The organism is Actinopolyspora alba (assembly GCF_900112765.1).
Lineage (GTDB): Bacteria > Actinomycetota > Actinomycetes > Mycobacteriales > Pseudonocardiaceae > Actinopolyspora > Actinopolyspora alba.
Genome location: NZ_FOMZ01000001.1, coordinates 279,693 through 305,872, shown reverse-complemented (window position 1 = coordinate 305,872; position 26,180 = coordinate 279,693). Strand labels below are relative to the sequence as shown.

23 protein-coding genes are annotated in these 26,180 nt (G+C 66.9%); 17 read left to right on the top strand and 6 right to left on the bottom strand.

Annotated features, from left to right (window positions below):
• Nucleotides 1–4: 4 nt before the first annotated feature.
• Nucleotides 5–925: a 5-dehydro-4-deoxyglucarate dehydratase gene (gene kdgD, locus BM150_RS01265; RefSeq protein WP_092922472.1), complete on the bottom strand. Its 921-nt coding sequence runs from the start codon at nucleotides 923–925 to the stop codon at nucleotides 5–7.
• 108 nt (nucleotides 926–1,033) lie between these two features.
• On the opposite strand from kdgD, the gene BM150_RS01260 reads away from it, so the two are divergent.
• The 5 genes from BM150_RS01260 to BM150_RS01240 all read left to right on the top strand — a co-directional run bounded on the left by BM150_RS01260 (nucleotide 1,034) and on the right by BM150_RS01240 (nucleotide 7,527).
• Nucleotides 1,034–1,906, top strand: coding sequence for a LysR substrate-binding domain-containing protein (locus BM150_RS01260; RefSeq protein ID WP_092922469.1), 873 nt, complete (start codon nucleotides 1,034–1,036; stop codon nucleotides 1,904–1,906).
• 383 nt (nucleotides 1,907–2,289) lie between these two features.
• Entirely contained in the window at nucleotides 2,290–3,336 is a 1,047-nt protein-coding gene (locus BM150_RS01255) for a beta-ketoacyl synthase N-terminal-like domain-containing protein (RefSeq protein WP_092922466.1), read from the top strand.
• Between the two features lie 52 nt (nucleotides 3,337–3,388).
• A complete protein-coding gene (locus tag BM150_RS01250; RefSeq protein ID WP_092922463.1) occupies nucleotides 3,389–5,002 on the top strand; it encodes an HAL/PAL/TAL family ammonia-lyase in 1,614 nt (537 codons plus the stop codon).
• A complete protein-coding gene (locus BM150_RS01245) occupies nucleotides 5,002–6,816 on the top strand; it encodes an AMP-binding protein (RefSeq protein ID WP_092922460.1) in 1,815 nt (604 codons plus the stop codon). Before BM150_RS01250 ends, BM150_RS01245 begins: the two co-directional genes overlap by 1 nt.
• 9 nt (nucleotides 6,817–6,825) lie before the next feature.
• Nucleotides 6,826–7,527, top strand: coding sequence for a 2-hydroxychromene-2-carboxylate isomerase (locus BM150_RS01240; protein WP_092922457.1), 702 nt, complete (start codon nucleotides 6,826–6,828; stop codon nucleotides 7,525–7,527).
• Nucleotides 7,528–7,615: 88 nt separating this feature from the next.
• Here the strand turns inward: BM150_RS01240 and BM150_RS01235 are convergent, their stop codons facing one another.
• The gene (locus BM150_RS01235) at nucleotides 7,616–7,864 is read right to left on the bottom strand and encodes an acyl carrier protein (RefSeq protein ID WP_092922454.1); all 249 of its coding nucleotides are present in this window, start codon (nucleotides 7,862–7,864) and stop codon (nucleotides 7,616–7,618) included.
• A 458-nt stretch (nucleotides 7,865–8,322) separates the two neighbouring features.
• Between BM150_RS01235 and BM150_RS01230 the strand changes: the two genes are divergently transcribed.
• The 12 genes from BM150_RS01230 to BM150_RS01175 all read left to right on the top strand — a co-directional run bounded on the left by BM150_RS01230 (nucleotide 8,323) and on the right by BM150_RS01175 (nucleotide 22,099).
• A complete protein-coding gene (locus BM150_RS01230; protein WP_092922451.1) occupies nucleotides 8,323–9,477 on the top strand; it encodes a beta-ketoacyl synthase N-terminal-like domain-containing protein in 1,155 nt (384 codons plus the stop codon).
• The gene (locus tag BM150_RS01225) at nucleotides 9,474–10,412 is read left to right on the top strand and encodes a beta-ketoacyl synthase N-terminal-like domain-containing protein (RefSeq protein WP_092922446.1); all 939 of its coding nucleotides are present in this window, start codon (nucleotides 9,474–9,476) and stop codon (nucleotides 10,410–10,412) included. Before BM150_RS01230 ends, BM150_RS01225 begins: the two co-directional genes overlap by 4 nt.
• A complete protein-coding gene (locus tag BM150_RS01220; protein WP_092922443.1) occupies nucleotides 10,409–11,323 on the top strand; it encodes an alpha/beta hydrolase in 915 nt (304 codons plus the stop codon). The genes BM150_RS01225 and BM150_RS01220 overlap by 4 nt, the downstream gene beginning before the upstream one ends.
• On the top strand, nucleotides 11,320–12,384 hold the full coding sequence (locus tag BM150_RS01215) for a thioesterase family protein (RefSeq protein WP_217641292.1): 1,065 nt from the start codon (nucleotides 11,320–11,322) through the stop codon (nucleotides 12,382–12,384). Before BM150_RS01220 ends, BM150_RS01215 begins: the two co-directional genes overlap by 4 nt.
• Nucleotides 12,385–12,427: 43 nt before the next feature.
• Nucleotides 12,428–12,829 carry a 3-hydroxyacyl-ACP dehydratase FabZ family protein gene (locus BM150_RS01210; protein ID WP_092922440.1) on the top strand — a complete coding sequence of 134 codons (402 nt, stop codon included), beginning with the start codon at nucleotides 12,428–12,430 and terminating at the stop codon, nucleotides 12,827–12,829.
• 2 nt (nucleotides 12,830–12,831) lie between these two features.
• Complete coding sequence (locus tag BM150_RS01205) at nucleotides 12,832–13,293, top strand: 3-hydroxyacyl-ACP dehydratase FabZ family protein (protein ID WP_217641291.1); 462 nt, start codon at nucleotides 12,832–12,834, stop codon at nucleotides 13,291–13,293.
• A gap of 30 nt (nucleotides 13,294–13,323) precedes the next feature.
• On the top strand, nucleotides 13,324–13,938 hold the full coding sequence (locus BM150_RS01200; protein ID WP_175496620.1) for a 2-hydroxychromene-2-carboxylate isomerase: 615 nt from the start codon (nucleotides 13,324–13,326) through the stop codon (nucleotides 13,936–13,938).
• A gap of 205 nt (nucleotides 13,939–14,143) precedes the next feature.
• Nucleotides 14,144–15,385, top strand: a complete 1,242-nt coding sequence (locus BM150_RS01195) for a beta-ketoacyl-[acyl-carrier-protein] synthase family protein (RefSeq protein WP_092922434.1) — start codon at nucleotides 14,144–14,146, stop codon at nucleotides 15,383–15,385.
• Nucleotides 15,382–16,500 (top strand): beta-ketoacyl synthase N-terminal-like domain-containing protein, encoded by a 1,119-nt coding sequence (locus BM150_RS01190; protein ID WP_092922431.1) that lies wholly within the window; start codon nucleotides 15,382–15,384, stop codon nucleotides 16,498–16,500. The genes BM150_RS01195 and BM150_RS01190 overlap by 4 nt, the downstream gene beginning before the upstream one ends.
• Nucleotides 16,501–16,513: 13 nt before the next feature.
• The gene (locus tag BM150_RS01185) at nucleotides 16,514–17,773 is read left to right on the top strand and encodes a beta-ketoacyl-[acyl-carrier-protein] synthase family protein (protein ID WP_092922428.1); all 1,260 of its coding nucleotides are present in this window, start codon (nucleotides 16,514–16,516) and stop codon (nucleotides 17,771–17,773) included.
• A 242-nt stretch (nucleotides 17,774–18,015) separates the two neighbouring features.
• On the top strand, nucleotides 18,016–20,628 hold the full coding sequence (locus BM150_RS01180) for a helix-turn-helix transcriptional regulator (protein WP_092922425.1): 2,613 nt from the start codon (nucleotides 18,016–18,018) through the stop codon (nucleotides 20,626–20,628).
• Between the two features lie 469 nt (nucleotides 20,629–21,097).
• Nucleotides 21,098–22,099, top strand: a complete 1,002-nt coding sequence (locus BM150_RS01175; protein WP_175496619.1) for a helix-turn-helix transcriptional regulator — start codon at nucleotides 21,098–21,100, stop codon at nucleotides 22,097–22,099.
• 61 nt (nucleotides 22,100–22,160) lie between these two features.
• Here BM150_RS01175 and sbnB read toward each other — a convergent pair whose 3' ends face one another.
• The 4 genes from sbnB to BM150_RS01155 all read right to left on the bottom strand — a co-directional run bounded on the left by sbnB (nucleotide 22,161) and on the right by BM150_RS01155 (nucleotide 26,130).
• Nucleotides 22,161–23,177, bottom strand: a complete 1,017-nt coding sequence (sbnB, locus tag BM150_RS01170; RefSeq protein WP_092922419.1) for a 2,3-diaminopropionate biosynthesis protein SbnB — start codon at nucleotides 23,175–23,177, stop codon at nucleotides 22,161–22,163.
• 22 nt (nucleotides 23,178–23,199) lie between these two features.
• Nucleotides 23,200–24,213 carry a 2,3-diaminopropionate biosynthesis protein SbnA gene (sbnA, locus tag BM150_RS01165; protein ID WP_092922416.1) on the bottom strand — a complete coding sequence of 338 codons (1,014 nt, stop codon included), beginning with the start codon at nucleotides 24,211–24,213 and terminating at the stop codon, nucleotides 23,200–23,202.
• Between the two features lie 154 nt (nucleotides 24,214–24,367).
• Nucleotides 24,368–25,159, bottom strand: coding sequence for an ABC transporter permease (locus BM150_RS01160; protein WP_092922413.1), 792 nt, complete (start codon nucleotides 25,157–25,159; stop codon nucleotides 24,368–24,370).
• Entirely contained in the window at nucleotides 25,156–26,130 is a 975-nt protein-coding gene (locus BM150_RS01155; RefSeq protein ID WP_092922410.1) for an ATP-binding cassette domain-containing protein, read from the bottom strand. Before BM150_RS01155 ends, BM150_RS01160 begins: the two co-directional genes overlap by 4 nt.
• Between the last annotated feature and the right edge of the window lie 50 nt (nucleotides 26,131–26,180).

Below are 26,180 nucleotides of genomic sequence, written 5' to 3'. Positions count from 1 at the left end.
GTTCTCACTCCTTCGAGATCCGTTGCACGAGGTTGTCGAGCATCGCCTGCTCGGTTTCGTCCAGATCCACCAGCGGCGTCCGCACCGGCCCCGCGGGACGGCCGATCGCCCGCATGCCCGCCTTGACGATGCTGACCGCGTAACCGGCCCGGCGGTCCCTGATCTCGCAGTAGGGCAGTACGAACTCGTTCAGGTAGCGGTGGACCGTGTTCCGGTCCCGGCGCTGCACCGCCTCGTAGAACCGCAGGGCGAACTCGGGCACGAAGTTGAACATCGCCGAGGAGTACGTGCTCACACCCATTTCCAGGTAGGGCAGTGCGAACGTCTCGGCGGTGGGCAGCCCTCCGATGTAGGTGAGGCGGTCGCCCAGGCGGGAGTAGATGCGCGTCATCCGCTCGATGTCGCCGACGCCGTCCTTGAAACCGATCAGGTTCGGGCAGTCCTCGGCCAGTCGCGCCACCGTGGTGTCGGTGAAGATCGCGTTGGCACGGCTGTAGACGATCACGCCGAGGTCGGTGGCGGCGCAGACGCGGCGAACGTGCGCCGCGAGCCCCTCCTGGTCGGCCTCGGTGAGGTAGGGCGGCAGCAACAGCAGTCCGTGCGCTCCCGACCGCTCGGCGGCCCGGGCCATCTCCACCGCGGTGGCCGTGCCGTATCCGGCGGGGGCGATCACCGGCAGGTCCCGTGGCACCTCCTCGACCGCGGCGGTGACCATCGTCTCGACCTCGGCCGGGGTGAGGGAGAAGAACTCCCCGGTCCCGCCCGCCGCGAACAGCCCGGCGGCCCCGTACCCGCCCAGCCATCGGATGTTCGCGCGGTAGGCGGACTCGTCGAGGCTCAGGTCCTGCCGAAAGTGTGTCACCGGGAACGAGAGCAGCCCGGAAGCCAGCCGTCGGGCGACCTCGGATGGTGAGAGGTGGGGCATCGGTTCGTCTTCCTCCGGTTAAGAACGTTGGTTGGAGGTGACGCTAGAGTTAACCATCGATGCACGTCTAACTCCGATTAAGCATCCACCAATACCCCGAAAGCATCGATGTTCACACTGACCCAGCTGTCCGGTTTCGTCGCGGTCGCCGAGGAAGGCCACTTCGGGAGGGCCGCGCAGCGGCTGCGCATGACCCAGCCCCCGCTGAGTCGGCAGATCCAGCAACTGGAGAAGGAACTACAGGTCCGGCTGTTCCACCGGGACAGCCGGACGGTGTGGCTCACCCCGGCCGGGCGTGCGTTCCTGCCGGACGCTCGCAGGCTGCTCTACGAGGCCGACAGCGCCGCGCTCTCGGTGCGTCGGGTGACCGAGGGCCAGGAAGGGGTGGTGCGGGTGGGATTCACCGCCACCTCGGCCTACGGTGTGCTGGGCGGGATGATCGACACGGCTCGACAGCACCTGCCGCACGTCGAGCTCGTGCTGCGCGAACTGGTCACCAGGGAGCAGCTCGAACGGCTCTCCTCCGGAGCGCTCGACCTCGGGCTGGTGCGACCGCCGGGCAGGCAGGACCTGTGCTCCCGGCTGCTGCGCCGTGAGCCGCTGCTGGCGGCGCTGCCCGTGAAACACCCGCTGGCCTCGGAACCCGGACCGTTGGAGTTGAGCGCCTTCGACGGCGCCGACGTGGTGACCTACTCGCCCTCCGAGGCGCGCTACTTCCACGAGCTGCTGGTGGGCGTCTTCCGGGATGCCGCGGTGCGGCCGAACTACGTGCAGCACGTGAGCCAGGTGCACACCCTGCTGGCGCTGGTGGAGGTGGGGCTGGGGATCACCCTCGTGCCCTCCATCGCCACCCGGCTCCGGCTGGACGGTGTCGTGTTCCGGGAGGTGCGCCTGCCCGAACCGGAACCGGTGGAGCTGCACCTGGCCTGGCGGAACGGCAACGACAACCCGGCGCTGCACGCGCTGCTGGAGTTGCTGTGATGCCTCGCCCGACTCGGGGAGCTCCACTGCCCGCGCGGACGCGGCGCGCGGCCCCCGCTCGTCGGCGAGTGACCGTTCTCGGGAACCGGGTGTTGCCGGAAGCTGCAGGGTGAGCTTCGTTGGCTTCCCGCGTCGTGCCGAGCTGGTCTAGCGTCCTCGGCGGAGTCGACGCACAGCACACGGCCCGGGAGGATCACCGGCTTTACCCGGGGACGACATTCGGAACCGGACACCGTTCGACGGCGGAAACCGCCGCGATTCGTGGACGAGAACAGTGTGATGAGTGGAGCAAGCCGACGCCGGGCGAGCCCGGTCCGCGGCACCAAGCGTGCCGATCGTTTTCGAAGGGCGGGCAGTTATTCGTGATTATCTCCGGGTTTTCTGTGATTTCCTCGTACGGTATCGGCTTCTCCGCGTTCGAGTCGGGAATCGGGGACGAACGGTGTGCGCTGTCCACAATTGATTCCGATGACGGTCGGCCCGTTCCCGGGGTGGCGCGGGTCCCGAATTTCGACGTGCGTTCCGTGCTCGGCGACGACTCCGTCAACATCGACAGGCTGGGCAGGCCCGCTGCCCTGGCGATGGGGACCGTCGGACTGCTGCTCGACGAGTACGACACCGAAAGCACCGTCGCCGAGCGACGTGGCATCGTGCTGGGCGGTGCCATGATGACGGCCGATCGCTCGATGAGCATCATGCGGGAGTCACTGACCGGAACGGCGCCGTACCATGTGGATCCCAAGCTGCTGCCCGGCAGCGCGATGAACTATCCGAGTTCGCAGTGTGCGATCCGCTACGGTCTCAAGGGACTCAACTCGACCGTGACCACGGGCAGGCTCACCGGGCTCTCGGCTCTCAACTACACGCGACGGATGCACGAGCGTGGTCGAGCGGACGTCGTCCTGGCAGGCGCGATCGAGGATCTCAACCAGCAGCGCTGTCGTCTGGTCGAGCAGGCTCACGGGCAACGTCGGTCACCGCTCGGTGAGGGCGCGTGCGTCTTTCTGACCGAATCCGAGGAGTCCGCCCGGCGACACGGTCGCTCGAACCTGATCGGGATCCTCGCGCTCGAGTTCGGAACGGCGACGTCGGTGGAGTCCGCGGGTGAGGTGCTGGCCCACCGGATCACGAGGGCACTGCGTCGTTCCGGGCTGGTCGCCGAGGACGTGTGGGCCGTCGCCGTGTCCGCTCCGGAGGGAGCCACGCGGATCGAGGAGTTGCACGCCGTCAGCAGCACGATCCGCGACCAGCCCAGGACATTCGCCGTCGATCATCTGATCGGCGATACCGATGGGGCATCCGGCTGTTTCCAACTGCTGGGCGGATTCGTCCGGGCAAGACGCGATCCCGTTCCGGGCGGAAACATTCTCCTCGTCACTTCGGTGGATCCCGATGGGCAAGTCGGCTGCGGATTGTTCCGTATCCACTGATGTCCCGGAAAGAACTTCTTCACGGAGAACGAACAGTTACGCAGGGGCGCGCATGACACAATCGCTCGTTCCGTGCCAGCACGTCGGCAGTATGACGCTGGACGGTCACGACGTGGCACTCGAAGACATCGTCCGCCTCGCCCGGGACCCGCGGGCCGGGACAGTGGAACTTTCCGAGGGGGCCCGGCAGCGGATCGCGGGATCCGACGAATTCAAACACCAGCTCATCGACACCGGAGCACCCATCTACGGAGTCACCTCGGGTTTCGGTGACAGCAACACTCGTCAGATCTCCAAACGAAAGTCCGGTTCGCTGCAGCACAGCCTGGTCCGTTTCCTCTCCTGCGGTATCGGACCACACGCGACACACGATGTGACCAGGGCCACCATGATCGTGCGGGCGAACTGCCTGGCGAGGGGATGGTCGGGCGTACGCCCGGAACTGGTCGAGTTGCTGGTGGACTGCATCAACGAGCGGATCCTGCCGCGGATTCCGGAACGGGGGTCAGTGGGTGCCAGTGGGGATCTGGTTCCGTTGGCCTATCTGGCGGGAATGCTGACCGGCGAGTCGACCGTGTGGCACCGCGAAGAGAGCAAACCAGCGTGGCAGGCGCTGCGCGAAGTCGGGCGGGAGCCGATATCGCTGGAGCCGAAGGAGGGGCTGGCGCTGGTCAACGGCACTTCGTTCATGTCCGGCTACGCTGTTCTGGCCGCGCACGACGCCGAGCAGCTGGCCCACGCGGCCGAGGTGTGCACCGCGCTCGCTTCCCAGGTGCTGCTCGGAAACCCCGGACACTTCGCCGGTTTCCTGGCCGAGCAGAAGCCGTACCCGGGGATGATCACCAGCGCCGAGACCATCCGGAACATGCTGGTCGACGAGGCGGAGTATCTGGCAGGGCAGTCCGAAGCGGCTCCGGACGTGGACTTTCGGGTTCTGGAACGCCCGATCCAGGACCGCTACTCGGTCCGTTGCTGTCCGCACGTCGCCGGAGTACTGCGGGACACGGTCGACTGGGTGAACAAGTGGCTCTCGGTCGAGGTGAACTCCTCCAACGACAACCCGCTGTTCGACGTGCAGCACTCGGTCGTCCGTAACGGGGGCAATTTCTACGGCGGCCATGTCGGACAGGCCATGGACTCGTTGAAGACGGCTGTCGCCAGCGTCGCCGACATGCTGGACCGGCAGCTCGAATTGATCGTCGACGAGAAGTTCAACAACGGTCTGACCCCGAACCTCGCGCCCAGGACGGAAGCCGAGGACTACGAGGCCGGGTTGTGTCACGGGTTCAAGGGGATGCAGCTCACGGCTTCCGCCCTCACCGCTGAGGCACTCAAGTTGACGAATCCCGCGACTTCGTTCTCGCGGTCCACCGAGGCCCACAACCAGGACAAGGTCAGCATGGGCACCATCGCCGCGCGCGACGCCCGTTCGGTGGTGGAGCTCGCCCAGCAGGTCACCGCGATCCACCTGATCGCGTTGTGCCAGGCCGTGGATCTTCGCGGAACCGAGGTGCTCACCAACGCCACCCGCGCGGTCTACGAGCGGATCCGCGGTGTATCGGATTTCCTCGAGCGGGACAGGCCGTTGGACGGCGACATCGAAGCAGTGACCTCGCTGATCGCTTCCGGGCAGCTGCGCACCGCCGCGTTCGAAGGAGATGCGTGATGACTCTCGCGACCTTTGCGTCCCACGACGTCCTGGACGAGGAACGGCCGGACGGCACCCGGGTACTGCGTGCCGCGGAACCACTGGCCGCACACCCCGACTCACTCGGCGAGGTACTCCGGTACTGGGCGGAGCACACTCCCGATCGGGTCCTGGCTGCCGAACGGGACTCCGCGGGGCGATGGTGTTCGTCGAGCTATGCCGACAGCTCGGCCCGCGCCCTGCGCATCGCCGCCTCGTTGCTCGCTCGGGGGCTGGACGGCACGCGCCCGATGATGGTGCTGTCCGGCAACTCGCTCGAACATCTGATGATCACGCTCGCCTGTTACACCGTCGGCATCCCGGTTGTCCCCGTCAGTGTCGCCTACTCGCTGCGCTCCGGTGATCATCAGCGGTTGCGCGCCATGACGGAACTCGTCACCCCCGGGGCGGTGTACGCCGAGGACGGTGAGACCTATCGGCAAGCGCTTCGTACGGTGGTCTCCGCCACAGCGGGAAGCTGTGTTCCCGTCGTTTCGCGTTCCCCCGGCGATGGCCAGCTCACCTACGGTGAACTGTGCGCCACCGAACCCTCCGAGGCGGTGCGGCGGGCGCGTCGGGCAGTCACTCCGGAGAGCGTGGCCAAGATCCTTTTCACCTCCGGATCCACCGGCACTCCGAAGGGGGTGCGCAACACTCATCGGATGTTGTGCGCCAACCAGCAGATGCTGCGGCAGATCTGGCCGTTCCTGGCGGATGAGCCACCGGTACTCACCGATTGGCTGCCCTGGAGCCACACCTTCGGCGGCAATCACAATCTCCATTTGGCGCTCTACAACGGCGGCACTATCCATCTGGACGACGGCAAACCGAGCGATGCGGACTTCGAGCGCACGATCGAGGCCCTACGGGAGGTTCCTCCCACCATATGCGTGAACGTGCCTTCCGGGTACGCCATGTTGGCCGATCGCGTGGAGCGCGACCCCGCGCTCGGTGAGCGGATCTTCTCCGAAGCGAGGATCCTGCTCTACGCCGGCGCGGACATGCCGGGGGAACTCCGCACCCGTCTGGCGAGGATCGCACGCGCCACCAGCGGGCGCGACATAGCCGTGGTCTCCTCCTGGGGAGCGACCGAAACGGGACCGGCGGCCACCTCGACACACGGGTCGGCCGAGTCCGGGATCGGCATTCCGCTTCCCGGCGTTTCGGTCAAGCTCGTACCGCACGGGACGGGGCTGGAAACCCGGGTGCACGGTCCCTCCGTCACCCCGGGCTATCTCGGTGGTGAATCGCTGGACCTCGACGACGAGGGGTACTACCGCACCGGTGACCTCACTCGGTTCGTCGACGAGACCGTCCCCGCCCGAGGGCTGGTGTTCGAGGGCAGGGCGGCCGAGAACTTCAAGCTGAGCAATGCCACATGGATATCCACGGCGCGGGTGCGCCGGTCGTTGTTGGACGCGACCGCCCTCATCACCGATGTCGTACTGCTCGGTACGAATCGGCCGTACGTGGCGGCACTCGGCTGGATCAACCTGGAGCCGGCCAATGAGTTGTTGGGAACCTCCGCCGCGGACATCGCCGAGCTGCTCGAACACGAGAAGCTGCGAGAGACGCTGGCCGAGGCCCTGCGAGCGGCCAACGCGGATTCCGCCCCCTCCGCGCGAGTGCGACGGTTCCTGCCGCTGGCCGGTCCGCCCCGAATCGAGGCGGGCGAGATCACCGACAAGGGGTACGTGAACGCGACCGCCGTCGTCGACAACCGCGCCGAGCTCGTCGAGGCGCTGTACCGGGACCACGTCGCCCCGTCGGTGGTCACCCCGCTCGGAGAGTGAGGAACTCACATGCCGGAGGAACCACGTGCGAAGTTCTTCTTTTCGCTGCGGAGTCCGTACTCGTGGCTTTCCTACCTGCGGTTCGTCGAGCGTCACCGGGACCTGGTTCACGGACTGCGATGGATACCCACGTGGGAGCCGGACGAGTCCACCGAGAGTGCGTTGCGCGCCATGGGCGGTTCGGTCGTCTACACGGAGATGTCCCGTGCGAAGAACCTCTACATCCTGCGCGACGTCACTCGCCGCACCCGGGAATCCGGTACTGCGATGAAGTGGCCGCTGGACAGGCAGCCGGTGTGGGAGGTGCCGCATCTGGCGTACCTGCGTGCCCACGATCACGGGCGCGGAGCCGAGTACGTGGCGGCGGCGTATCGAGCTCGATGGGAACAGGGACGCGACATCTGCGATCGCTCGACGGTGGCCGAGATCGGCGAATCGCTGGGGCTGGATCCGGACGAGCTGGCCACCGCCTCGGACGATCCCGGGTTGCGCGAGCGCGGGGTACGGTGCCTGCTGGAAGTCGGTGCCGAGGAGGTCTTCGGAGTGCCGTTCTTCGTCACCGGTTCCGCCCGCTTCTGGGGAGTGGACCGCTTGGAGGAGTTCGTCGAGGAGGTCCGCTCTCCCCGAGTGTCGTCCGAGAGCACGGCTGACGACGAGTCGGGGAGAGCCGTGTGGACCCTGGACTACGGGCACGCCGGGGGGTGTGGTTGAGGCGGATCGGTTGCCCACTACGCCGGTGCCCGAAAAGCCGGTGCCCGCGTCACCGACGCGGGCACCGATTCGTAATGCGGTGAGCGGTTCACCCCATCTCGCGGTCCACAACGGTGTAGACGCTTTCCAGGTTCACCAGTTGCGGCAGCTCGGACTGGTCGATGGTTATGCCGAATTCCTTTTCGAGGGAGGCCAGGATCTCTATGGCCCGCAGCGAGTCCGCCTCGTGGTCCTCGATGAACAGGCTGGTGTCGGTTACTTCCTCCTGGTCGAGTTCGAGGACCTCGCATACGAGTTCCTTGATCCGAGCGTGACGCTCGTTCACCGAAGTCGTCATGTTTCTCGGCCTCCTGTTCTGTTCGAACCGCTTGTCGTGCCGGGGCGGAATACTGGACCTCATCGAGAAACCGGGCGGGATTCCGCAAGAATCGTGTGATCCCTGTTCTACCGTCCGAAGACGGATTCCACCATGTCCGTTTTCCCGCGGCTGCCGGAACCTGCAAGGTTCTCCCCCGTCCGTACCGGTGGCCGGGTCGGTTCCGGGGACTGCTCGTCCGCCGGACTCGGCGCTTCGAGCATCGTGGAGGCCGAACCGGCCGAGTTCTCGTAGCACGTTGTCGGGCCGAACACCAACGCTCGTTGCCGCAAACGGAACGAGCGCTGGACGTGACACCCTTTTCGGGTGATTCTCCGGTTCGTGCGATACGGCTCCGGAAACGAGTACGCGTGCTTTTGTGAACCACGCTCGTCGTGCCTTCCGGGATTTCGGCACGACAGGGTGGAAGGAGTGGCCGTATGACGGTGGGAATAACCGGTCTCGGCGCGGTGGCCGGTATCGGTGCCGATGTCGACACCGTTTTCGAGAATCTCCGTTCGGGGCGGGGCGCCCTCGCGGAGATGCGTGGATTCGATCGGACCAGATACAACGCGCAGCGGTTGTTCGAGATAGACGATCGTCCCGAGCCGGGAGTGGACGAGCCGCGACGCGCGACCGGATTCCTGCTGCGGGCCGTCGAGGAAGCCCTCGCCGATGCCGGAATCGACCTCGACGATTCGTACACCGGCCCGACCGAGGTCCCGGTGTTGGTCGGAACCGGCCTCCGCGAGCTGCGATCGGCCGAGCTCTGGTGGCGTGACGAGGCGGAATTCCGGGCCGAGCACCTGCACTTCGGCACAGCACTCCGCCGACGGCTGGGAGCGGCCGACACGCACACCCTCTCCGGTGCCTGTTCGGCTTCGTTGTACGCGCTCGCGCTGGGAACCGATCTGATCGAACTGGGCGAGACCGAAACCGTCGTCGTGGCGGGGGCAGACGTGATCACCGAGAGCATGTTCGGCCTCACCGACAGGTTCCAACAGGTGCCGACCGACGGGCCGCGCCCGTTCGACCTGGATCGTAAGGGGGCCGTAATGGGTGAGGGCGCGGCCGCGGTGGTGCTGCGCGCATCCGACTCGGTCGATGCCGGTCCCAGAGCGTCGTTGCGTTCGGTGGGGATCAACTGCGACGCGCACCACGTCACCGCGCCGGATCCGGACGGCGTCTCGGAGAGCATTCGCCAGGCGCACCGGCGAGCGGCAGTCGAAGCATCCGATGTGGACATGGTGATGCTGCACGCCACCGGTACGCCGATGAACGACAAGGTGGAGGCCGAGTCGCTGCACCGAGTCTTCGGGAACAGCGTCGGTCGACCGCTGGTAACCGGCATCAAGTCGATGACCGGACACACTTCCGGCTCCGCCGGACTGCTCGGTCTGGTCGCGGCGGTGCGTTCCCTGGAAACGGGAGTGGTCCCACCGATCACGGGGCTGACCACGCCGACTCCGGAAGCCGAGGGGATCCGGCTGGTGAGCGAGCGGCCGGTCACCGAATCGATGTCGTTGGCGCAAGTGCACGCCTTCGGCTTCGGCGGAGTGAACGCCGTGGCGGTCCTGGAGGTGTCGCACCCATGAACGTGATCACGGGAACGTTTCCGATGCTGCCGGGGGCTTCGGAAGCGACCGATCTGCTCACCCGGCAGCCGACCGGCGAGCGAGTCGATCCGGCCGCCGTACTCGGCAGGAAGGGACTGCGCTACAAGGACCGCGCGACGACCCTGGGATTGGCCGCCGCGCTGCTGACGCTGCGGGACGCCGAGCTGCTCGGCGAGGACGGCAGGGCCGATCCGGCCACAGCGGTGGTGGTCAGTTCGAACCTCGGGAATCTGGACACTGTCTGCCGGGTGGCTCGGACCATAGCGGACGAGACCACGCGTGGGGTCAGCCCGATGGACACCGCGAACGCGTCCAGCAACGTGATCGCCTCCGAGATAGCTATCAGGTTCGGACTGCGCGGCCCGAACCTGACGCTGTGCAACGGCCCCACCTCCGGAGTGGACGCCGTGCGGTGGGCAAGTCTGCTGCTGCGGGCCGAACGAGCCGATCGGGTCCTGGTGCTCGGAGTGGAACCGGACAACGAAACGGTGCGCGCCTTCACGGGAAAGCGACGGTGCCTCGACGGTGCGGCCGCGATGGTCCTGGAATCCGCCGAGGCGGCGCGGGAGCGCGGCGCGCGGACGCGCGCGGAACTGGTGAGCTGTGTTCGTTCATCGGGTGTGTCCGAATGCCTCGAACTGCTGAGCGGCAACGTCCGAACGCGGCCCGGCATGTGGTTGGTGCCGGAAACGGACGGGGAATCGCTACCGGAGCGGTTGTTGACGGGAGTGGCGCGAACCGACCTTTCCGCCACCTGGGGGGCGGCTTCGGGAGCGCTCGGTGTGCTGCAGTGCGTGGCCGCGGTGGGCTGGTTCGACTCGGGAGAGCACGGATCGGTCCATGCCGTAGCCGGAAGTGACGCGGACGACGCGAGCGCGGGTGTCGTCCTGGAGTCGGCGAAGGAGTACCGGTGAGTGGCGAAGAACCGGGGCCGATCGAATCACCGGATCGAGGAAACGGTGTCGAAGCCGCCGTGCGACTGCACCGGACGGTGGCGGCGGAGTGCCCCCGCCGCCGCGTGCTGCTGCTGCACGGACTGTCCAACAGCGCGGCGGTGTGGAACGCCGTTTCGCGCGGTTGGCCGGAGGACACCGAGGTCTGGGCGGCCGATCTGCCCTGGCGGGGCGGCTTCGACGCGACGTGGTCGTTGAGCGGCGACTCCTCCCGGTGGGTGCGTACGGCGATGGAACTCGTTCCCGGTGGGCTCGATCTGCTGGTGGCTCACTCGCTGTCCGCGAGTCTGCTGCTGGATGCCTTGGCCAACGGTTCGCTCGATCCGGCCGAGTACGGCACCTCTCGTTCCGGGGACGTCGAACCGCGTCGGCAAAGAACCCCGGGAACGGTGTTCGTCTCACCCTTCTATCGCTCCGATCCCGGCGACTTCGAGTGGGAGTCGATCACGACCTCGTTGCACGATTTCGAGCGAACGATCCGGGACGGGATTCGACTGCACGCGGGAGGGCGCCTTTCCGACGAGAAGTCGGAGGAGCTCGGACGACTGATGTGCCGCAAGATCGGGCCCTACGGCTGGTTGTGCTTTTTCAATCTTTATCTGAGCACACCCTGGTTGCTCACCGAGCGGATCACCTCGCCGTGCCGGGTGCTGGTCGGTGAATCCGACGCGGCGGCGCCCCCGGAGGAGGGATTCCGGCTGGCCGAGAACCTGCCGGACGCACGTGCTCGGTCGCTTTCCGACTGCGGCCACTTCCCGATGATCGAGGCTCCCGAGCAGTTCGTGGCCGCCGCGAGCCGATTTCTGGCCGAACTGGACGAGCCGGGGACTCCACAGTCCGCCCCCGAAACAGTGAACGAGGTGAGCGCATGACCGCCGTACCGACTTCGAAGACCCAGGAAACCGCCGAACACGACACCGGCGGTCCATGGGACGAAGCCGTCCGGAATCTGCTGGAAACCAGCGGCAGCACCCGGTTGCGTCCCGGGTACGAGGGGTGCACCGTCAGCACCTCGCTCGGTTTCCGACACATCAACTACCTGGCCGAGGCCGCGGTGCTGGAACACTTCCGCTCCGCCGGGCTGGCCCCCGGGACGCTTTACGAGGAGTTCGGGCTCGGGCTGGACGTCGTCCACATCGACACGCGATTGCCGAAGAACCTGCACGTGGACGATCTGGCAACGCTGTCCGTCAAGCCGGTGCACACTCCGGACGACACGCGGATGCGGTTCGACGTCACCTCCACGGTGTCGCGTGCGGGCCGGTCCGTCACCAACGCCAGGACCGTACTCGAAGTGCTGCTGCGCGTGGAGCCAGGTGTGGACGCGCGGTTCCCCGTGCCTGCCGAGCTCGAGCGGTTCGTGACCGAGCGGTTGGGCACGGCCGAGCCGATCGAGCTCGCCGCGGCGCCGGTGCCGCGCACGGCCCTCGACTCGGGACGCGGCACCACGGGGGGCCGGGAATCGGGACAGGATCCCGTGCTGAACGAGTTGATCGGTGCGGACAACGCGTTCGGGTGGAAATGGCGAGTGCCCTACTTCTACTGCCATTTCGGCGACCGGATGCCGATGTCCGGTTTCCTGCGGCAGCTCGAGGAAGTGGTCGATCTGTTCCTCGCCGATCGGGGCCTCGACGTCAAACGGGTGCTGGACGAGCGAAACTGGATTCCGGTGGTGACCCACTCGCGACTCGACCTGCTGGACGAAGTGCGAATGGAAGAGGACCTCTACACCGTCTACACCGTGGAAGAGGTGTTCAAGAGCCTGCTCTACACCTCGCGGATGGACTGTTACGTGGTTCGTGACGGTCGGCTGGTACCCACTGCCACCGGGCGAATCACGCACGGCTACATGACCCAACGGTCCGGCGGGACGTGGGAGCTGGTCACCTTCGACGAGTCGACGCTGCGCGCCCTGTCCGGAGATCACCGGTGATCCGGGGAACAACGAGAGCGCACACGCTCGTCGGGAGCTCACAGTGAACAGCACGATCAGGGCCGTGGTCTCGCCCGTGACGGCCCCGGTGGAGTTGGACGAGCCCGTGGGGCCCGACCGAACGGTGCGCGCGGAGGTCGAGGTCACGCCCGAGGAACCGGTCTTCGCCGGACACTACCCCGGTTTCCCCGTCTTCCCCGGGGTGTGCGTTCTCGACCTCGTGCACCGGACGGCGGTACAGGGGGGTCCGCCGGGACGGCGCGTGAGGCTGAGCGGAGTACGCAGCGCCAAGTTCGGCGCCGCGGTGTACCCCGGTGATCACCTGACGATCGAGCTGCGCTGGACCGAACCGGCCGGACGGGACGAACCCTGGTCGGTCTCCGCCTCGGTCCACCGCGCCGAGCTCGCCGTGGCCAACATGCGGTTGTCGTACCGGGAGGAGTAGTAGTGCTGTCCGTCCAACGGATCCGTGCCCTGCTGCCGCACCGCTATCCGATGTTGCTCGTCGATCGGGTCGTCGATGCGGTACCGGGCGAAAGGCTCGTGGCGCGCAAGGCGGTCACGATCAACGAACCCTGCTACGCGGATGTCGCGGACGACACCGATCCGAGATACCCAGCCTCGTTGCTCGTCGAGTCCTGGGGGCAGTCGGCAGCACTGCTCGCCGCGCTCGGTGGTGAACGAGCCGGGGGATTCGGTGACAAAGTGCTGCTGTTCGGGTCCATGGCCAAAGCGGAGTTCCACGGCGACGTCTATCCCGGCGACGTGTTGGAGCATCACGTGTCGCTGTCCCGCGAAGCGGGCGACACGTTGCTGTTCGAAGGACGCACCGAAGTGAGCGGTAACCGGGTGTTCGAGTTGGAACGCGCCGTACTCGCCCTGCGCCCCTCGGGGCGGGTGCTCGGCTGACCGACACGGGATGTGAACTGCGAGGACAACGTGAACACTGATGGCAACCGAGCTCGCTGGTATTTCTCGTTCCACAACCCGTACTGCCGGTTCGCGTTCGAGGAGCTGAGCGAATCCTTCCCGGAACGGTTTCGAGCGATCGAGTGGCTGCCGGTATGGGACCTCTCGGATTCCGGGTGGGGACGTGGCGAGGGAGCCGGACTGCCCGGGGGAGAAATGTCGGCCGCCAAGGAACGCTATGTGCGGCAGGACGTGAACCGGATCGCTCGGAAACGTGGTCTGACGATGAGCTGGCCTGTCGAGGAGTCGGAGAGCTGGGAGGTTCCCCACCTGGCCTATCTCGTCGCCGAACGGCACGGTCGCGGTGCGGAGTTCGCCGGCGCGGTCTACCGGGCCCGGTGGGAGGGGGGTCGCGATGTGTGCACCCTGGAGGAGATCGGCGGTGTCGCCGAGGAGTTCGGCCTCGGTTCGGAGGTGCGACGCGCCGTTTCCGACGATGCCGTTCTCCGCGAACAGGCCGGGAAAGTCCTCGAAAGGGCGGAGCGCGACGGCGTGTTCGGCACTCCCTTCTTCGTGGCCGGTAGGGAGAAGCTCTGGGGAGCGGAATGGTCGCGGAGCTTCGCCGCCATGTTGAACGAGGGATAGCGGGCGCGCTTCCCGCCGAATCACTTTCCGCTCCTCCCGCGGCGGGTTCGGCGCCTGTTGCAGGTACCGGCAATTCCGGAGTCGGGGAACGGAGCGCTTACCTAGACTTCGTGCCGCCCCTACGTACGAACCACGTGCGGTCACTCGGCTCGGAGTGGACCGGCGGAGTGGACCGGCGGCGCCCCGACCGGCGACTGGAGTTGTGATGACTTTTCCGGATCGTGACGACACCGGTGAGCGGGTCGTGGTGACAGGTATGGGTGTGGTGTCTCCCATCGCCAGCGAGCTGACCGACTATGTCGCGGGGCTGCGAGCCGGACGCACCGGTGCCGCGCCGATCACCGGTTTCGACACCAGAGGCTTCGAACACCCGGTCGGCTGCGAGGTGAACGGTTTCCGGCCCGACCGGTGGATCCGGCGTCTGCCCGTCGAACGACTCGGCCGAGCGGCGCGGTTCGCGGTGGCCGCGTCCCGGATGGCCGTGCTCGATGCGCGGCCGCCCGAGGAGACGCTCCGGGGTGACGGGGTGATCTCGGTCGGTACGACCAACGGGGGCGGGCCACAGCTCGAACGTCTCGTGGAAACCGAGGCGCTTCCCGGCGGAGAGACTCGTGATCCGCTGCCTACGGGGACGGTTCTGCCGCACAACCTCGCCACCTCGGTCTCCCAGGAGTTGGACCTGCCCTCGGCGGTCCCGTCCGTGCCGGGAACGGCGTGCGCGGCTGGTAACCACGCCATCGGTGAGGGCGTCGACGCGGTTCGTTCCGGTGCCGCGGAGTTCGCGCTCTGCGGGGGAGCCGATGCCATGAGCCGCAAACTGTTCAGCGGATTCTCGCGGCTGGGGCTGCTGGCACCCGACGCGTGCCGCCCGTTCGACCGCGACAGGGCGGGCATTCTCCTGTCGGAGGGGGCAGGGATGCTCCTGCTGGAGCGCAGGAGTGCCGCACTGGCGCGCGGTGCTCCCATCCACGCGGAGGTGCTCGGTTACGGGCTCAACTGCGACGCGCTGCATCCCGTCGCACCCGACCGGGCGAGCGTGGCCTCCTGCATGCGTACGGCCCTGCGGGACGCGGGAATCGCACCCCGGGACGTCGATCTCGTCTCGGCGCACGGCACCGGAACCGGCCGCAACGACGTTACCGAGGTCGGAGCGGTGCTCGACGTGTACGGTGAGTCACCGCCGCCGACCGTGTCGGTGAAGTCGATGCTGGGGCACGCCATGGGAGCGGCGAGTGCGCTGGCGGCGATAGCGTGCGTCTCCGCGATCACCCACGGATTCGTTCCGCCCACCGTCAACCATCGGGAGCTCGATCCGGAGTGCCCGATCGACTGCGTACCCAACCGTGCGGCGGAGGCCGATCTGAGGATCGTGCAGAGCAACGGGCTGGCCTTCGGCGGCAGCAACGCCGTCGTGATCTTCGGAAAACACGACGGGAGAGCACGATGACCCCCGCTGCCGTACCCGGTGGACGCCCCTTGATCAGCGCCTGGTCCGCCCTCTCACCGGGGGGAGTCGGCCGTGCGGCTTTCGTGGACGGCCTGTGCACCGATGCCGGGAATGACACGCGTGTCGAGTGGGAGTGGCCGCTGGACTCCCCCGGCCGGGCTCGTCTCGTTCCCGACTTCGACATCCCCGCTTTGTTGGGGCGCAAGGGCGCTCGTTCGCTTGATCGGCTGACCGGGCTCGCGGCTGCCACCGTCAGTCGACTGCTGGGTGACGACGCCGGGCTGACCGAGACCGAGAGGGTCGGCCTGGTGCTTGGTACCACGGCGGGCAGCTCGCAGAGCGCGATGGAGTTCACCCGGCAGGGGCTCACCGGTCGTAGGCCCTATGAGGTCGATCCGGCGCTGCTGCCGAACGCCATCATGAACCGTGCGGCCGCCGAGTGCGCCATTCGGCACGGTCTCACCGGCCCCAACACGACCGTCGCCGGTGGCCGGGTGGCGGGGTTGCTCGCTCTCGTCCAGGCGAACCGGTTGCTCGGAGCGGGTAGAGCCGAGCGCGTCCTGGTCGGCGCCGCCGAGGAGTGCTCGCCTGCCAGGGGGTGGTTGGCCCGGCGTGACGGCGAAACGGTGGTGCCTCAGGGCGAGGGCTGCGGACTGCTGGTGCTGGATCGTCCCGACTCGACGGTAGTCCCCGACGATGGTGCGGGACGGGCCGAAGTGGTGGCGATGGAGACCAGAACGCGATTGCCGGATGAGATCGGTACCGCACTGCCCGAGTGCGTGCACGCGCTGCTCACTCGTACCGGCACTGAACCGGCGGAGGTCTGGGCAGCGGTGGGCAGCGGTGCCCAGGGCTCTCTCGGGCTTCTGGAGTCCCGGGTGCTGCGAGGAGTGTTCGGCGACAGTGCGCTCGCCCGGGTGCCGAGCGTGGACCGCTTCGGTGAGCTCGACTCGGTGTCGAGTGTCTTCGCGATGTTGGCAGCGATCGTTTCCGCCGAACGGGAAACGCCGCCGCGGGAGAGAACCGCGGTGATCTGTGCGCTCGACCCCGGCGGTACGGCAGCGGCCACCCTGCTGCGGTTGTCGAGCGGTCGGACCTCCGGCCACCCGGTGTGAAGGGAGAGAGAAGATGACCACGTCCACGCCTGTTCCGGTGGACCGTGCGAACTCGACGCGGCGCGTCGTGGTCACCGGTCTGGGAGTGATATCGAGCATCGGCAGCGGTCGCGAGGCATATTTGGCGGGGCTGCGCGAGGGCAGGTGCGGTACCGGGCCGATATCGCTGTTCGACACCACGGGATTCCGGCACGGGAACGGGTGCGAGGTCACCGACTTCGACCCCGCTGAGGTGCTGCGTACCGTTCATGCCGAGGAATTCGGCAGGGTCGGTCGGTTCTCGGCCGCCGCTGCCCGAATGGCCGCGACCGACGCCGGGTTCGACGAAGGGCCGACGGGATCCGGTCTGGTAGCGGTGGGAACCACGGACGGCGAGTCACTCGATCTGGACGAGCTGGCGGCTTCGGTCTCCGGACACGGTTCGTCCGGCGGTGCGGAGCCGAACAGAGCGGGACGGATACGGCCCGCTCGGCTGTCCACGGCGGTGGCGCGTGAACTGGGGCTGTCCGACGTCGAAGTGGCCACGATGCCCACCGTGTGTGCCGCGGGCAACTACACCCTCGGGTACGGACTGGACGCGCTTCGGGCCGGCGACGTCGACTTCGCGTTGTGTGGCGGTGCCGAGTCCGTATGCCGTCGAACGTTCGCGTCGTTCTACCGGATGGGAGCGCTCTCGCCGGATCTGTGCAGACCGTTCGATCGGGATCGCGCCGGCGTGGTCTTCGGTGAGGGCGCGGCTGTCCTGGTGCTGGAATCGCTCGAATCGGCGTTGGCCCGAGGGGCGCGAGTGCTGGCCGAAGTGCTGGAGTATCACCTCAACTGCGACGCGATGCATCCCACCAGACCCGATGAGGACAGCGTGACCGCGTGTGCGGCGGGTGCGGTGCGTAACGCGGGCATCTCCCCCGCGGAAGTCGACCTGGTCCTCGCGCACGGAACGGGAACTCCCATCAACGACTCCCTGGAGTCCAGGGCTTTCGGCCGAGTGTTCGGTTTCGACGGGATACCTCCGGTCTCGGCGCCGAAGTCGATGATCGGTCACACCATGGGAGCCGCCGCCGCGCACAGTTGCACCGCCGCGATTCTCGCCTTGCAGCACGGCTTTCTGCCGCCCACCGTCAATCACGGCACCACGGATCCGGAGTGTCCGGTGGATTGTGTGCCGAACCACTCTCGTGCTGCCGATCCGCGTACGGTTCTGGTGAATTCCCTGGGATTCGGTGGGGGCAACGCGGCGATGGTGCTTCGACGTTGGGAAGGGGAAAAACCGTAACCCCGCGCCACGTTCGTCCAGCGTTCCGAGTGCGCTGGGCCGCTCCCGAACACCCAGGACTCCCGATCCCGCTGGGAGGTCGAGCGTGCCCGGCTTCCGCGCCATGGGGAACCGGTTCTCGACGACGAAGTTCGACAGCGTGAATCCCGCAGGCGAATGACGCGGGGACATCGTCCCGGTTTCCCGTTTTCGTCGCCTGGAGCCGGTTGGCCCGTAACCACGAATGGACTAGAAATACGATCGTGCTGGATCGTGAACCATTCGTGGGTAGGGAAGCCGAACTCGCGGCAGTGTACGAGGGATTGACCGATCCCCGGTGTTCGGTGATCGCGATCACCGGCTCTCGGGGCACCGGTAGATCCCGGATGCTCGACGCCACCCTGCGAATGTCGCAGGAGATCGGTGCGTCGGTGGAGCTCGCCCGGGCCACCTCCGCCGCGCGGAACATCCCGTTCGGTGCCGTGGCACGGATGCTGCCGCAACACGTTTCGGGATGGTCGGCCCCCACCGAACTGATTCGCACCATGGTCGCGTTGTACGCGGAGCAGTCCTCGCGAATCCGCCAAGTGGTCGCCGTCGACGACGCGCAGCTGCTCGATCCCGAATCGGCGACGTTGTTGCACGCGCTCGCGGGAAGCGGCCACGCGCTCGTCGTGCTGACTCTGGACGCCGACGCGGAGTGTCCGGAGACGGTGACCGCGCTGTGGAAGGACCTGGGCGGCCGGTTGGTCTCCCTGCGCGCGTTGCTCATCACCGAGATCTCCACTTACCTGCACGAGGCCCTCGGAGGGCCGGTGAACGGTGTCCTGGTGCGCTCGGTGGCGGAGGCGACCGAGGGCAACCTGCTCTGGATGCGGGAGTTGCTGCGCGGCGCGCTGGAAGCCGGAGCCATCGCACGCACCCAGGACGGTCTCTGGGAGTTGGTCGAAGTCCCGCCGTTGTCGGACCGGCTACAGCAGCTGTTGAACGACCGGTTGCGCCACGCTTCGCCGGAAACTCTCGAAGTGGCGACATGGCTGGCGATGGCGGGGGACACGTTGCCGATATCGGCGTTGGAGAGGGTGTTGGAACACCCTGTTCCCTCCGTGGCCGAAGCCGAGGGCGTAATTCGGTTGGAGGGGCGTGACTCGGTCCGACTGACCCATCCCCTCTACGGAGGCCTGCTGCGCGAACGCACCTCCCGGCTGGAGCATCGCAGACGGCACTCCGCGCTCCTCCGTTCGATGCTCGCTGATACTCCCATCGCCAGCGCGGAACTGGTTCACGTGCTGTGTGACAGCGAGGATCGCGGTGAACAGGTCGATACGGAGCTCGTGCTGCGGGCCGCGCGTGCCGCGATGGACGGAGGAGACTACGGAATCGGCTGGGAGCTCAGCCGTTTCGCGGGAGCGGACTCTCCCGAAGCGACTTCCGAGGCACTGGCCATCGCCGGTGAGTGCGGGCTGTGGTTGGGACGCGTGGACGAGGCGGAGAGTTACTTCAGACAGGCCAGATGTCGTACCTCGGACAAGGACGTGCGTGCCGACCTCACTCTGGGGCTGGCCGCCAACCTGTTCATGGTCGCCGGCCGTGCGAAGGCCGCCGAGGAGCTGGTGAACGAGATCACCGCACAGCTACCACCCGAGGACTCGCGGTATCAGTACGCGGTGGCGCTGCGGGTTGGCATGGCGGCGAACGCGGGACGGATGCACGAGCTCCTCGCGGAACTCGCGGAAGTGGACGAGTGCTCGATCCCGGCCCTGACCGCCGCCAGGGTCAGCGCGCTGACCTGGACGGGCCGGTTGCACGAGGCGATCGATGCCGTTGGCTCCCTGACACGTGTCTCCGGCCCGGACCAGCGTCCGCCGTCCGATCTCGACCAGATCGTGTCCATCACCGCGCTCGCCTACGCGGGGGAATTCCACGAGGCCCGTCGGCGCGCTCGCTCCGGCTACTACGAGACGCTGCGCAATCGCAGACTTCCGGAGCAGGCGATGTGGGCCACGGCGTGGAGCGAAGTGGAGATGCTCACGGGGAATCTGTGGACGGCCATGTCGTGTCTGCTGGAGGCATCGGGCATCATGCGGCGCCGCCCCACGAGTCTGGGCCCAGCCGTGCACGGTTCCTGCCTGGGGAACTTGGCTCAGGTCGCTGCCATGTGCGGGGAGTCGGAACAGGCGGAACGCGCACTGGAAGAGGGCGAGGAGTTGCCCCTGCGGGAGTGCTTCGTGCCCGAGCTCGCCAGTGCCAGGGCGTGGCTCGAGAGTGGTGGTACCGACCTGGGCCGGAGGCGGCAAGAACTGTGGGACTGTGTTGCCGCGGCAAGGAGCTCGGGCGCGCTGTTGTCCGCGGCACGCACGTTGCTCGATATAGCACGCCTCGGCCGGGGGAAAGAGGCGTCTCGTGCGCTGGCCGAGATCGAGGGGGAGTTGCAGGGGGTGGTCGTGGCGAGCTGGATCCGTTACGTACGGACGATCGCGGAAGGGGAACCGGATGGGCTGGTGCGGATCTCCGAGGAGTTGGATGAGAAGGGGATGCGGCTGTTGGCCGCGGAGGCTCTGCTGCTGGCGGGTGGTGAGTTCCGCGCTCGTGGTCGTACGGTCGCCGCCGCGGGCGTGGAGCACTCCGGTGCCGGTCTGGCCGAGTCGTTGGGCGCCAGAAGTCTGCTAACCGCTGCCCGGTCGGCCGAAGTGCCACTGACCAAACGGGAGAAGCAGATCGTGCGTCGGGTGCTCGCGGGGAGCTCGTCGGCTGATGTAGCCGGTTGCCTGGGGATATCCACCCGTACGGTCGAGTCGCATCTGCAGAACGCCTATCGCAAACTGGGAGTGCATTCCAGGGACGAACTCGCGCGGATCTACGGTGACTTCCTTTGACGCCCTGCCCGCGGGGGTGAATTCGGAGAGACCCTCCGGGTGGTTCCTTCGCTCCGATTTGAAAATTTCCATATGGATTTTTTCATGGTTTCGTTCCGCGTTCGAAGCTACTGTCGGTATTTTCCTGTCAATCCGTCTACCAGGTGATTCTCGTGCTGCGCTCGACTCGTTTCCGCGGGATTAACTTTCGTGGCGTTCCGCGTTTCGCTGGGGCGGTTTGACATCCGTGATGGACCGTGTTTCTCTCTTGTCGAGAGTGGTTCGGGTTTCTCGGGCCTGCGACGGTTCGGCCGATTTTTCCTCGTGCGGCGCGCTGTCCGCGCGAGAGTTCTGTGGCGGGAGGAATCGGCGACGTCCGTTCGCGGGGGAGTTCGAAAAATTCGGGGGAACGTGGTTTCCCGCGGTAACCGCCAGGATCACCTCGGTACCTGTGAGCGACGAGTGCACACGAATCATCCGTGGGGGTTACGTGACAGTCTTTACCGAGTCACCGTTACGTTCGAGTCAACGGGAGTTCGTCGATCACGTGCCGCTCGGGATCTCCCGGTCGAGTGAAACCGTTTACCGGGCCATACTCGGTTCGCCACGTTCGCGACTCTCGGAGCTGTCCGAGTGCCTGAGCTACGACGTGGAACGGGTGGCAGAGGTCGTCGAGGGGTTGCGACAGGAAGGGCTGGTGGCTGATTCCGCCGATGAGCCCGGTGCTGTCCGGGCGGTCGAACCCTGCCTGGCCCTGCGTGCGCTGGCTGCCCGGCGGCTGTGCGCCACCCGTGGAATCGAACCGGTTCCTCGCCCCGAGGCCGTCGAGGGGTTGATCAACCTACGCGAACAGCGACGTTCGGCACGTGAGTTCGAGATGGCCGGACTCGATGAACTCGCCGCGGTGGTGGAGCGTCTCGTGTCGCACGCGGGCCGTGAAGTGGTGATGCTGGTGCCGGAGAGCGAGCAGACCCCTTACGAGTTCTCCCGGCTGATTCCTGAGTGGGCTTCCCGGCGTGGCCTGACCGTGCGGAATGTCTGGCGGGCCGATGCGATCCGGTCGGCATCGCGGCGAGCGCACAGCGCCTGGCTGGGAAGTCAGGGCTTCGAGGTGCGCGTGGTGCGCTCGGTCCCGCTTCGAGCGGTACTGGTCGACGACGCGGTCGCCGTGGTGGGTGATGACGAGGAAGTACGCGTGCTTCGCGGTGCGCGACAAGTGGCCGAAGTGCGCAGGATCGCCGCGGAGTTGTGGAACTCGGCTACACCGGTTCGCTCGGACGGCACTTCCGACGGCGGTGCGGGAGTCGCGGGCTCGCGGCACGCGACGGTGCTGCGGTTGTTGGCGGAGGGACTGACCGACGACGGCATCGCGCGCCGGACCGGAGTGAGCGTCCGCACCGTTCGCAACGATGTGGCCTCCGCCATGAGCAGACTGGATTCCCGAAGCCGGTTCCAAGCGGGTGTCCGGGCGGCCCGGTTGGGACTGTTCTAGCGGTGCTTCGTGGGCTCGGGGAGTCGGGGAGGCCGCCCCGAGCCCACACCGAACATCGACGTTATCCGGCCGCGCCCGTGAAGAAATCCGGGACAGCAGTGCCACCGGCCTCGGCTGTCACACGCTCGTGCACCCATTTGCCCACCGCGAGGTCCAGTGCTCCTAGCCCGAACGGGGAGAAGATCGTGGCTCGGTCGTCGGCACGCTCGATCTTGCCGCTGAGCAGCTCGCCGATCGTGCCGTGGACGAACTCGTGGTGCCCGTCCTCCTGCTCGGTCAGGTGCAGCGAGGTTTGCTCCCGCAAGGCGTGGGTCACGTCGTCGGTGATGTTGAACGAGTTCCTGATCAGTTCCGGGCCCAGATCCCGCAGCGAGATGTGCAGCACGAGGGGGTTGTGCTCCAGGAGAGCCGGATCGTGCAGGTGCGGTTGTCCCGCCACAGTGGTCAGGACCACCACGTCGGCACCGAAGGCGTCCTCCGGGCCGTCGACGATCTCCACGTCGTCGGCACCGTCCTCGGCGAGCAGCGCCGCGAACCTCTCGGCAGCCGTCGTGTCTAGGTCGAACAGTCGGTAACCGCCGACCTTCCAGCCGAGATCACGGAAGAACCTCCGGACATGATCCGCGATGAGCCCGGTGCCGATGAAGCCGATCGAGGCGGTTTCTCTCGAGCCCGACAGCGTTTCCGCGGCCAGTACGGCGGAGGCCGCGGTGCGGGTGGCGGAGATGATGGATGCCTCCAGGCAACCGAACGGGTATCCGTTCGCGCAGTCGTTGAGCAACAACACCGCTGAGGCCCGCGGTATCCCCTGCTCCGTGTTTTCCGGAAAGCTAGCGATCCACTTGATACCCGCGACATCGAACTCGCCCCCCAAATAGGAGGGCAACGAGATGATCCGGTCCGACTCCCGGTGCGGAAACCGCAGGAAGCCGCTGTGGGGCACCACGCTCCGCAGGGCGTCGTGCGCGAGGTAACCGCGTCGCACCATGTCGACGCAGGCCGGTCTGTCGGCGGCCACCCGTGCCAGTACCTCCTCGGCGGAGATGACACGAAACGGCAGGTCGGATAGTTCGGGCATGTTCAGCTCCCGTGATGACGAGTCAAACCGGCAGAATCCGCGAACGATGGGCGGAAGGATTCATGTCCTCGCCGAAGGTCGCGGCGATCCACGACGAGTCGTAGACGGTGTCGGCATAGGCGTTGCCACGATCGGCGCACAGGAAAGCCACCACGGGATGATCGTCCGAGTGGGGTTCCACGTCTCCGGCGAAGTACTGTGAGATGGCGGCGTACACGCTTCCCGTGGAGCCTCCCGTGTAGAGCCCGTACTCGCGAAGTAGGGCGTGGCAGCCGCGGACGGCCTCCAGTTCCGGCACCAGCACCACGTCGTCGATCAGCGCCCGTTCACACAGCGGGGGACGGATACTGGAGCCCAGGCCGGGAAGTCGGCGCACGCCCGGTTCGCCGCCGAAGATCGCCGATCCCTCGGCGTCCACCGCGATCACCCGTACGTCGGGCCAGCGCTCCTTGGCACGTATCGAGAGACCGCTGATCGTTCCACCCGTGCTCGTGCCGACGAACAGGTAGTCGACGTGGCTCAGCTCGTCGCAGATCTCCTCACCGGTGAGCCGGTAGTGCGCCGACAGCGCGTCGGGGTTGCCGTACTGATTGGGCCAGTAGACCTCCGCCAGCTCGGAGCGCAGCTGTGCGACCCGGCTCAGCCTCGTGCTTAGGAAACCGCCCGAGTTGTCGCGCTCCGTCACCTTCTCCACGCGGTCGCACAGCATTCGCAGGAAGGATTCGGTGGAGGCGTTCACGTTGGGATCGATCACCGGGACGAAACCGATACCCAGCACGCGGCAGAACGAGGCCAGCGACAGTGCGAAGTTGCCCGAGGAGGATTCGACCACGGTGGTCCCCTCGGTGATCTCCCCGCGCTCTATGGCGTTTTTCAGGATCCAGAACGCGGAGCGGTCCTTGGAGCTGCCGTTGGGATTGCAGTACTCCAGTTTGGCCCTCAGATCGAATCGGCCGTGCGGTAGACGGGAGATCGGAGTGCGCGGCATCGCACCGCGGAGCCCCGCGAGACGCTGTTGCAGGGGACGAGGGGTCATCGTGTGATGCTCCGGTGGTCGATCGGAATGTCTCCGGCGGGCGGGAATCGTCCGATCCGTTCCCACGGTTGCCCGCTCGCGGGGAGGTGAGGTCCTTCGTCGGACGGTTCGGGGGTGGCCGTGCCCCGCGCCAGCTGAATGTTTCCGGTACCGGTCATCCGGCTGCGGCTTTCCGGTAGGCGCGTACAGCCAGCGGCGCCATGATCGCCGAGAGGGCCACCGTGAGCAGCAGTGCGCGGGGCTCCGGGTTTCGGACGACCAGTGCTCCGGCCTGCGAGGTAGCGATGTCGTTGCCGAAGAGCTTCCGGCAGGCGGCTACCACCACGCTCAACGGATTCCACTGGCAGATCGTGCGCAACCAGCTCGGCAACCCGTTCAGCGGTATGAAGGCGTTCGAGAGGAAGGTCAGCGGCATGATCACCATGAAGGTGACCGGGTTGATCACTTCCGGACTGCGCAGTACCAGGCCCAGCCACGCCCCCAGCCACGCCATGCCGATACCCAGTAACAGCAGGAGACCGAAACCGCCGAGCACCGACAGTGGCCCCGCCTCGGTGCGCCAGCCTATGGCGAATCCGACCACGGACATGGCGATGCTGGACAGCACGGTCAACAGCACGTTGGAGGTGGTGCGCGCGATCATCACCGGAGTGCTGGTGATCGGCAGGGAGCGGAATCGGTCCACCAAGCCGTTGTTCAGGTCGTCGGCCACTCCCAGGCCCGTTCCGGAGACGTTCATGAGCATCGTCTGCGCGAAGATCCCGGCCATCAGATAGTCGTGGTACTCGGCTCCGGGCAGGGATATCGCGCTGCCGAACAGCACTCCGAACACCGCGACGTAGGCCACGGGCATGACGGTCATGCTGATCAGCTTTTCCGGCATCCGCACCAGGTGTCGGATGTGCCGTCCCAGCAGCGCCCGGGAATCGTTCATCAGTTCGATCACGTTCGGGCCTTTCCTAGCGCCGACTGCTCGGTGACCGTGCGGTCTCCGATCAGTGAAAGGAACACGTCGTCCAGTGAAGGGCGGTACAACCCGAACTCGTCGGGTTCGACGCCGGCCCCGCGAAGCGCTTCGGCCGCCTGGGCGAGTGACTCGACGCCGTTCCGCAACTCGATCGACACCTCGCCGGTCGCGGTGTCCACATCGGGCTCTTCGGGCGCGATCGGAGCCAGTGCGCTAATCGCCCCGGGCAACTCGCTCCGCTCGCGGACCACGACCCGCAGTCGCTCACCGCCGACCCTGGACTTGAGCTCGGCCGGTTTGCCCTCGGCGGCCACCGACCCCTCGTCGATCACGACGACCCGGTCGGCCAGCCGATCGGCCTCTTCCAGGTACTGCGTTGTCAACAACACGCTCGTACCCGCTTCTACCTGCTCGGTGATGCTGTCCCACAGCACCTGTCGACTCGCCGGGTCCAGCCCTGTTGTCGGCTCGTCCAGAAACAGCACCATCGGCTCGCCGATGAGACTGGCCGCGAGATCCACCCGCCTGCGCATCCCGCCGGAGTAGGTTCCGACGTACCGGTCGGCGGCGTCGAGCAGATCGAATCGTCGCAACAGTTCCTCGCCGCGGCGCTCCGCCGCGAACCGGTCCAGGTGATGCAGTCGTCCGATCAACCTGAGATTCTCACGTGCGGTCAGCCGGGAGTCGACAGCGGCGTACTGGCCGGTCAGCCCGATCCGCTCCCGAACCTTTCGGGGGTGCCGCGTGACGTCGTACCCGGCGACCTCGGCATGTCCACCGTCGACATCGAGCAACGTCGCCAGCATTCGCACCAGCGTCGTCTTGCCCGCGCCGTTGGGGCCCAGCACACCGAGCACACTGCCTCCGGGCACCGATAGATCGACCGATCGCACGGCGAGTCGATCACCGTAGTTCTTGCGGAGTCCCTCCGCCTGGATGACGTTGTCCAAACTGGTTACCTCGCCTGCGGTCGTCGAAGCGGGCGATCCCAGGCAACAGG

What these genes read in the sequence shown, in the direction of transcription:
- kdgD (WP_092922472.1), bottom strand. Translation starts at nt 925, where the DNA reads ATGCCCCACCTCTCACCATCCGAGGTCGCCCGACGGCTGGCTTCCGGG.
- BM150_RS01260 (WP_092922469.1), top strand. Translation starts at nt 1,034, where the DNA reads ATGTTCACACTGACCCAGCTGTCCGGTTTCGTCGCGGTCGCCGAGGAA.
- BM150_RS01250 (WP_092922463.1), top strand. Translation starts at nt 3,389, where the DNA reads ATGACACAATCGCTCGTTCCGTGCCAGCACGTCGGCAGTATGACGCTG.
- BM150_RS01245 (WP_092922460.1), top strand. Translation starts at nt 5,002, where the DNA reads ATGACTCTCGCGACCTTTGCGTCCCACGACGTCCTGGACGAGGAACGG.
- BM150_RS01240 (WP_092922457.1), top strand. Translation starts at nt 6,826, where the DNA reads ATGCCGGAGGAACCACGTGCGAAGTTCTTCTTTTCGCTGCGGAGTCCG.
- BM150_RS01235 (WP_092922454.1), bottom strand. Translation starts at nt 7,864, where the DNA reads ATGACGACTTCGGTGAACGAGCGTCACGCTCGGATCAAGGAACTCGTA.
- BM150_RS01230 (WP_092922451.1), top strand. Translation starts at nt 8,323, where the DNA reads ATGACGGTGGGAATAACCGGTCTCGGCGCGGTGGCCGGTATCGGTGCC.
- BM150_RS01225 (WP_092922446.1), top strand. Translation starts at nt 9,474, where the DNA reads ATGAACGTGATCACGGGAACGTTTCCGATGCTGCCGGGGGCTTCGGAA.
- BM150_RS01215 (WP_217641292.1), top strand. Translation starts at nt 11,320, where the DNA reads ATGACCGCCGTACCGACTTCGAAGACCCAGGAAACCGCCGAACACGAC.
- BM150_RS01195 (WP_092922434.1), top strand. Translation starts at nt 14,144, where the DNA reads ATGACTTTTCCGGATCGTGACGACACCGGTGAGCGGGTCGTGGTGACA.
- BM150_RS01190 (WP_092922431.1), top strand. Translation starts at nt 15,382, where the DNA reads ATGACCCCCGCTGCCGTACCCGGTGGACGCCCCTTGATCAGCGCCTGG.
- BM150_RS01185 (WP_092922428.1), top strand. Translation starts at nt 16,514, where the DNA reads ATGACCACGTCCACGCCTGTTCCGGTGGACCGTGCGAACTCGACGCGG.
- sbnB (WP_092922419.1), bottom strand. Translation starts at nt 23,177, where the DNA reads ATGCCCGAACTATCCGACCTGCCGTTTCGTGTCATCTCCGCCGAGGAG.
- sbnA (WP_092922416.1), bottom strand. Translation starts at nt 24,213, where the DNA reads ATGACCCCTCGTCCCCTGCAACAGCGTCTCGCGGGGCTCCGCGGTGCG.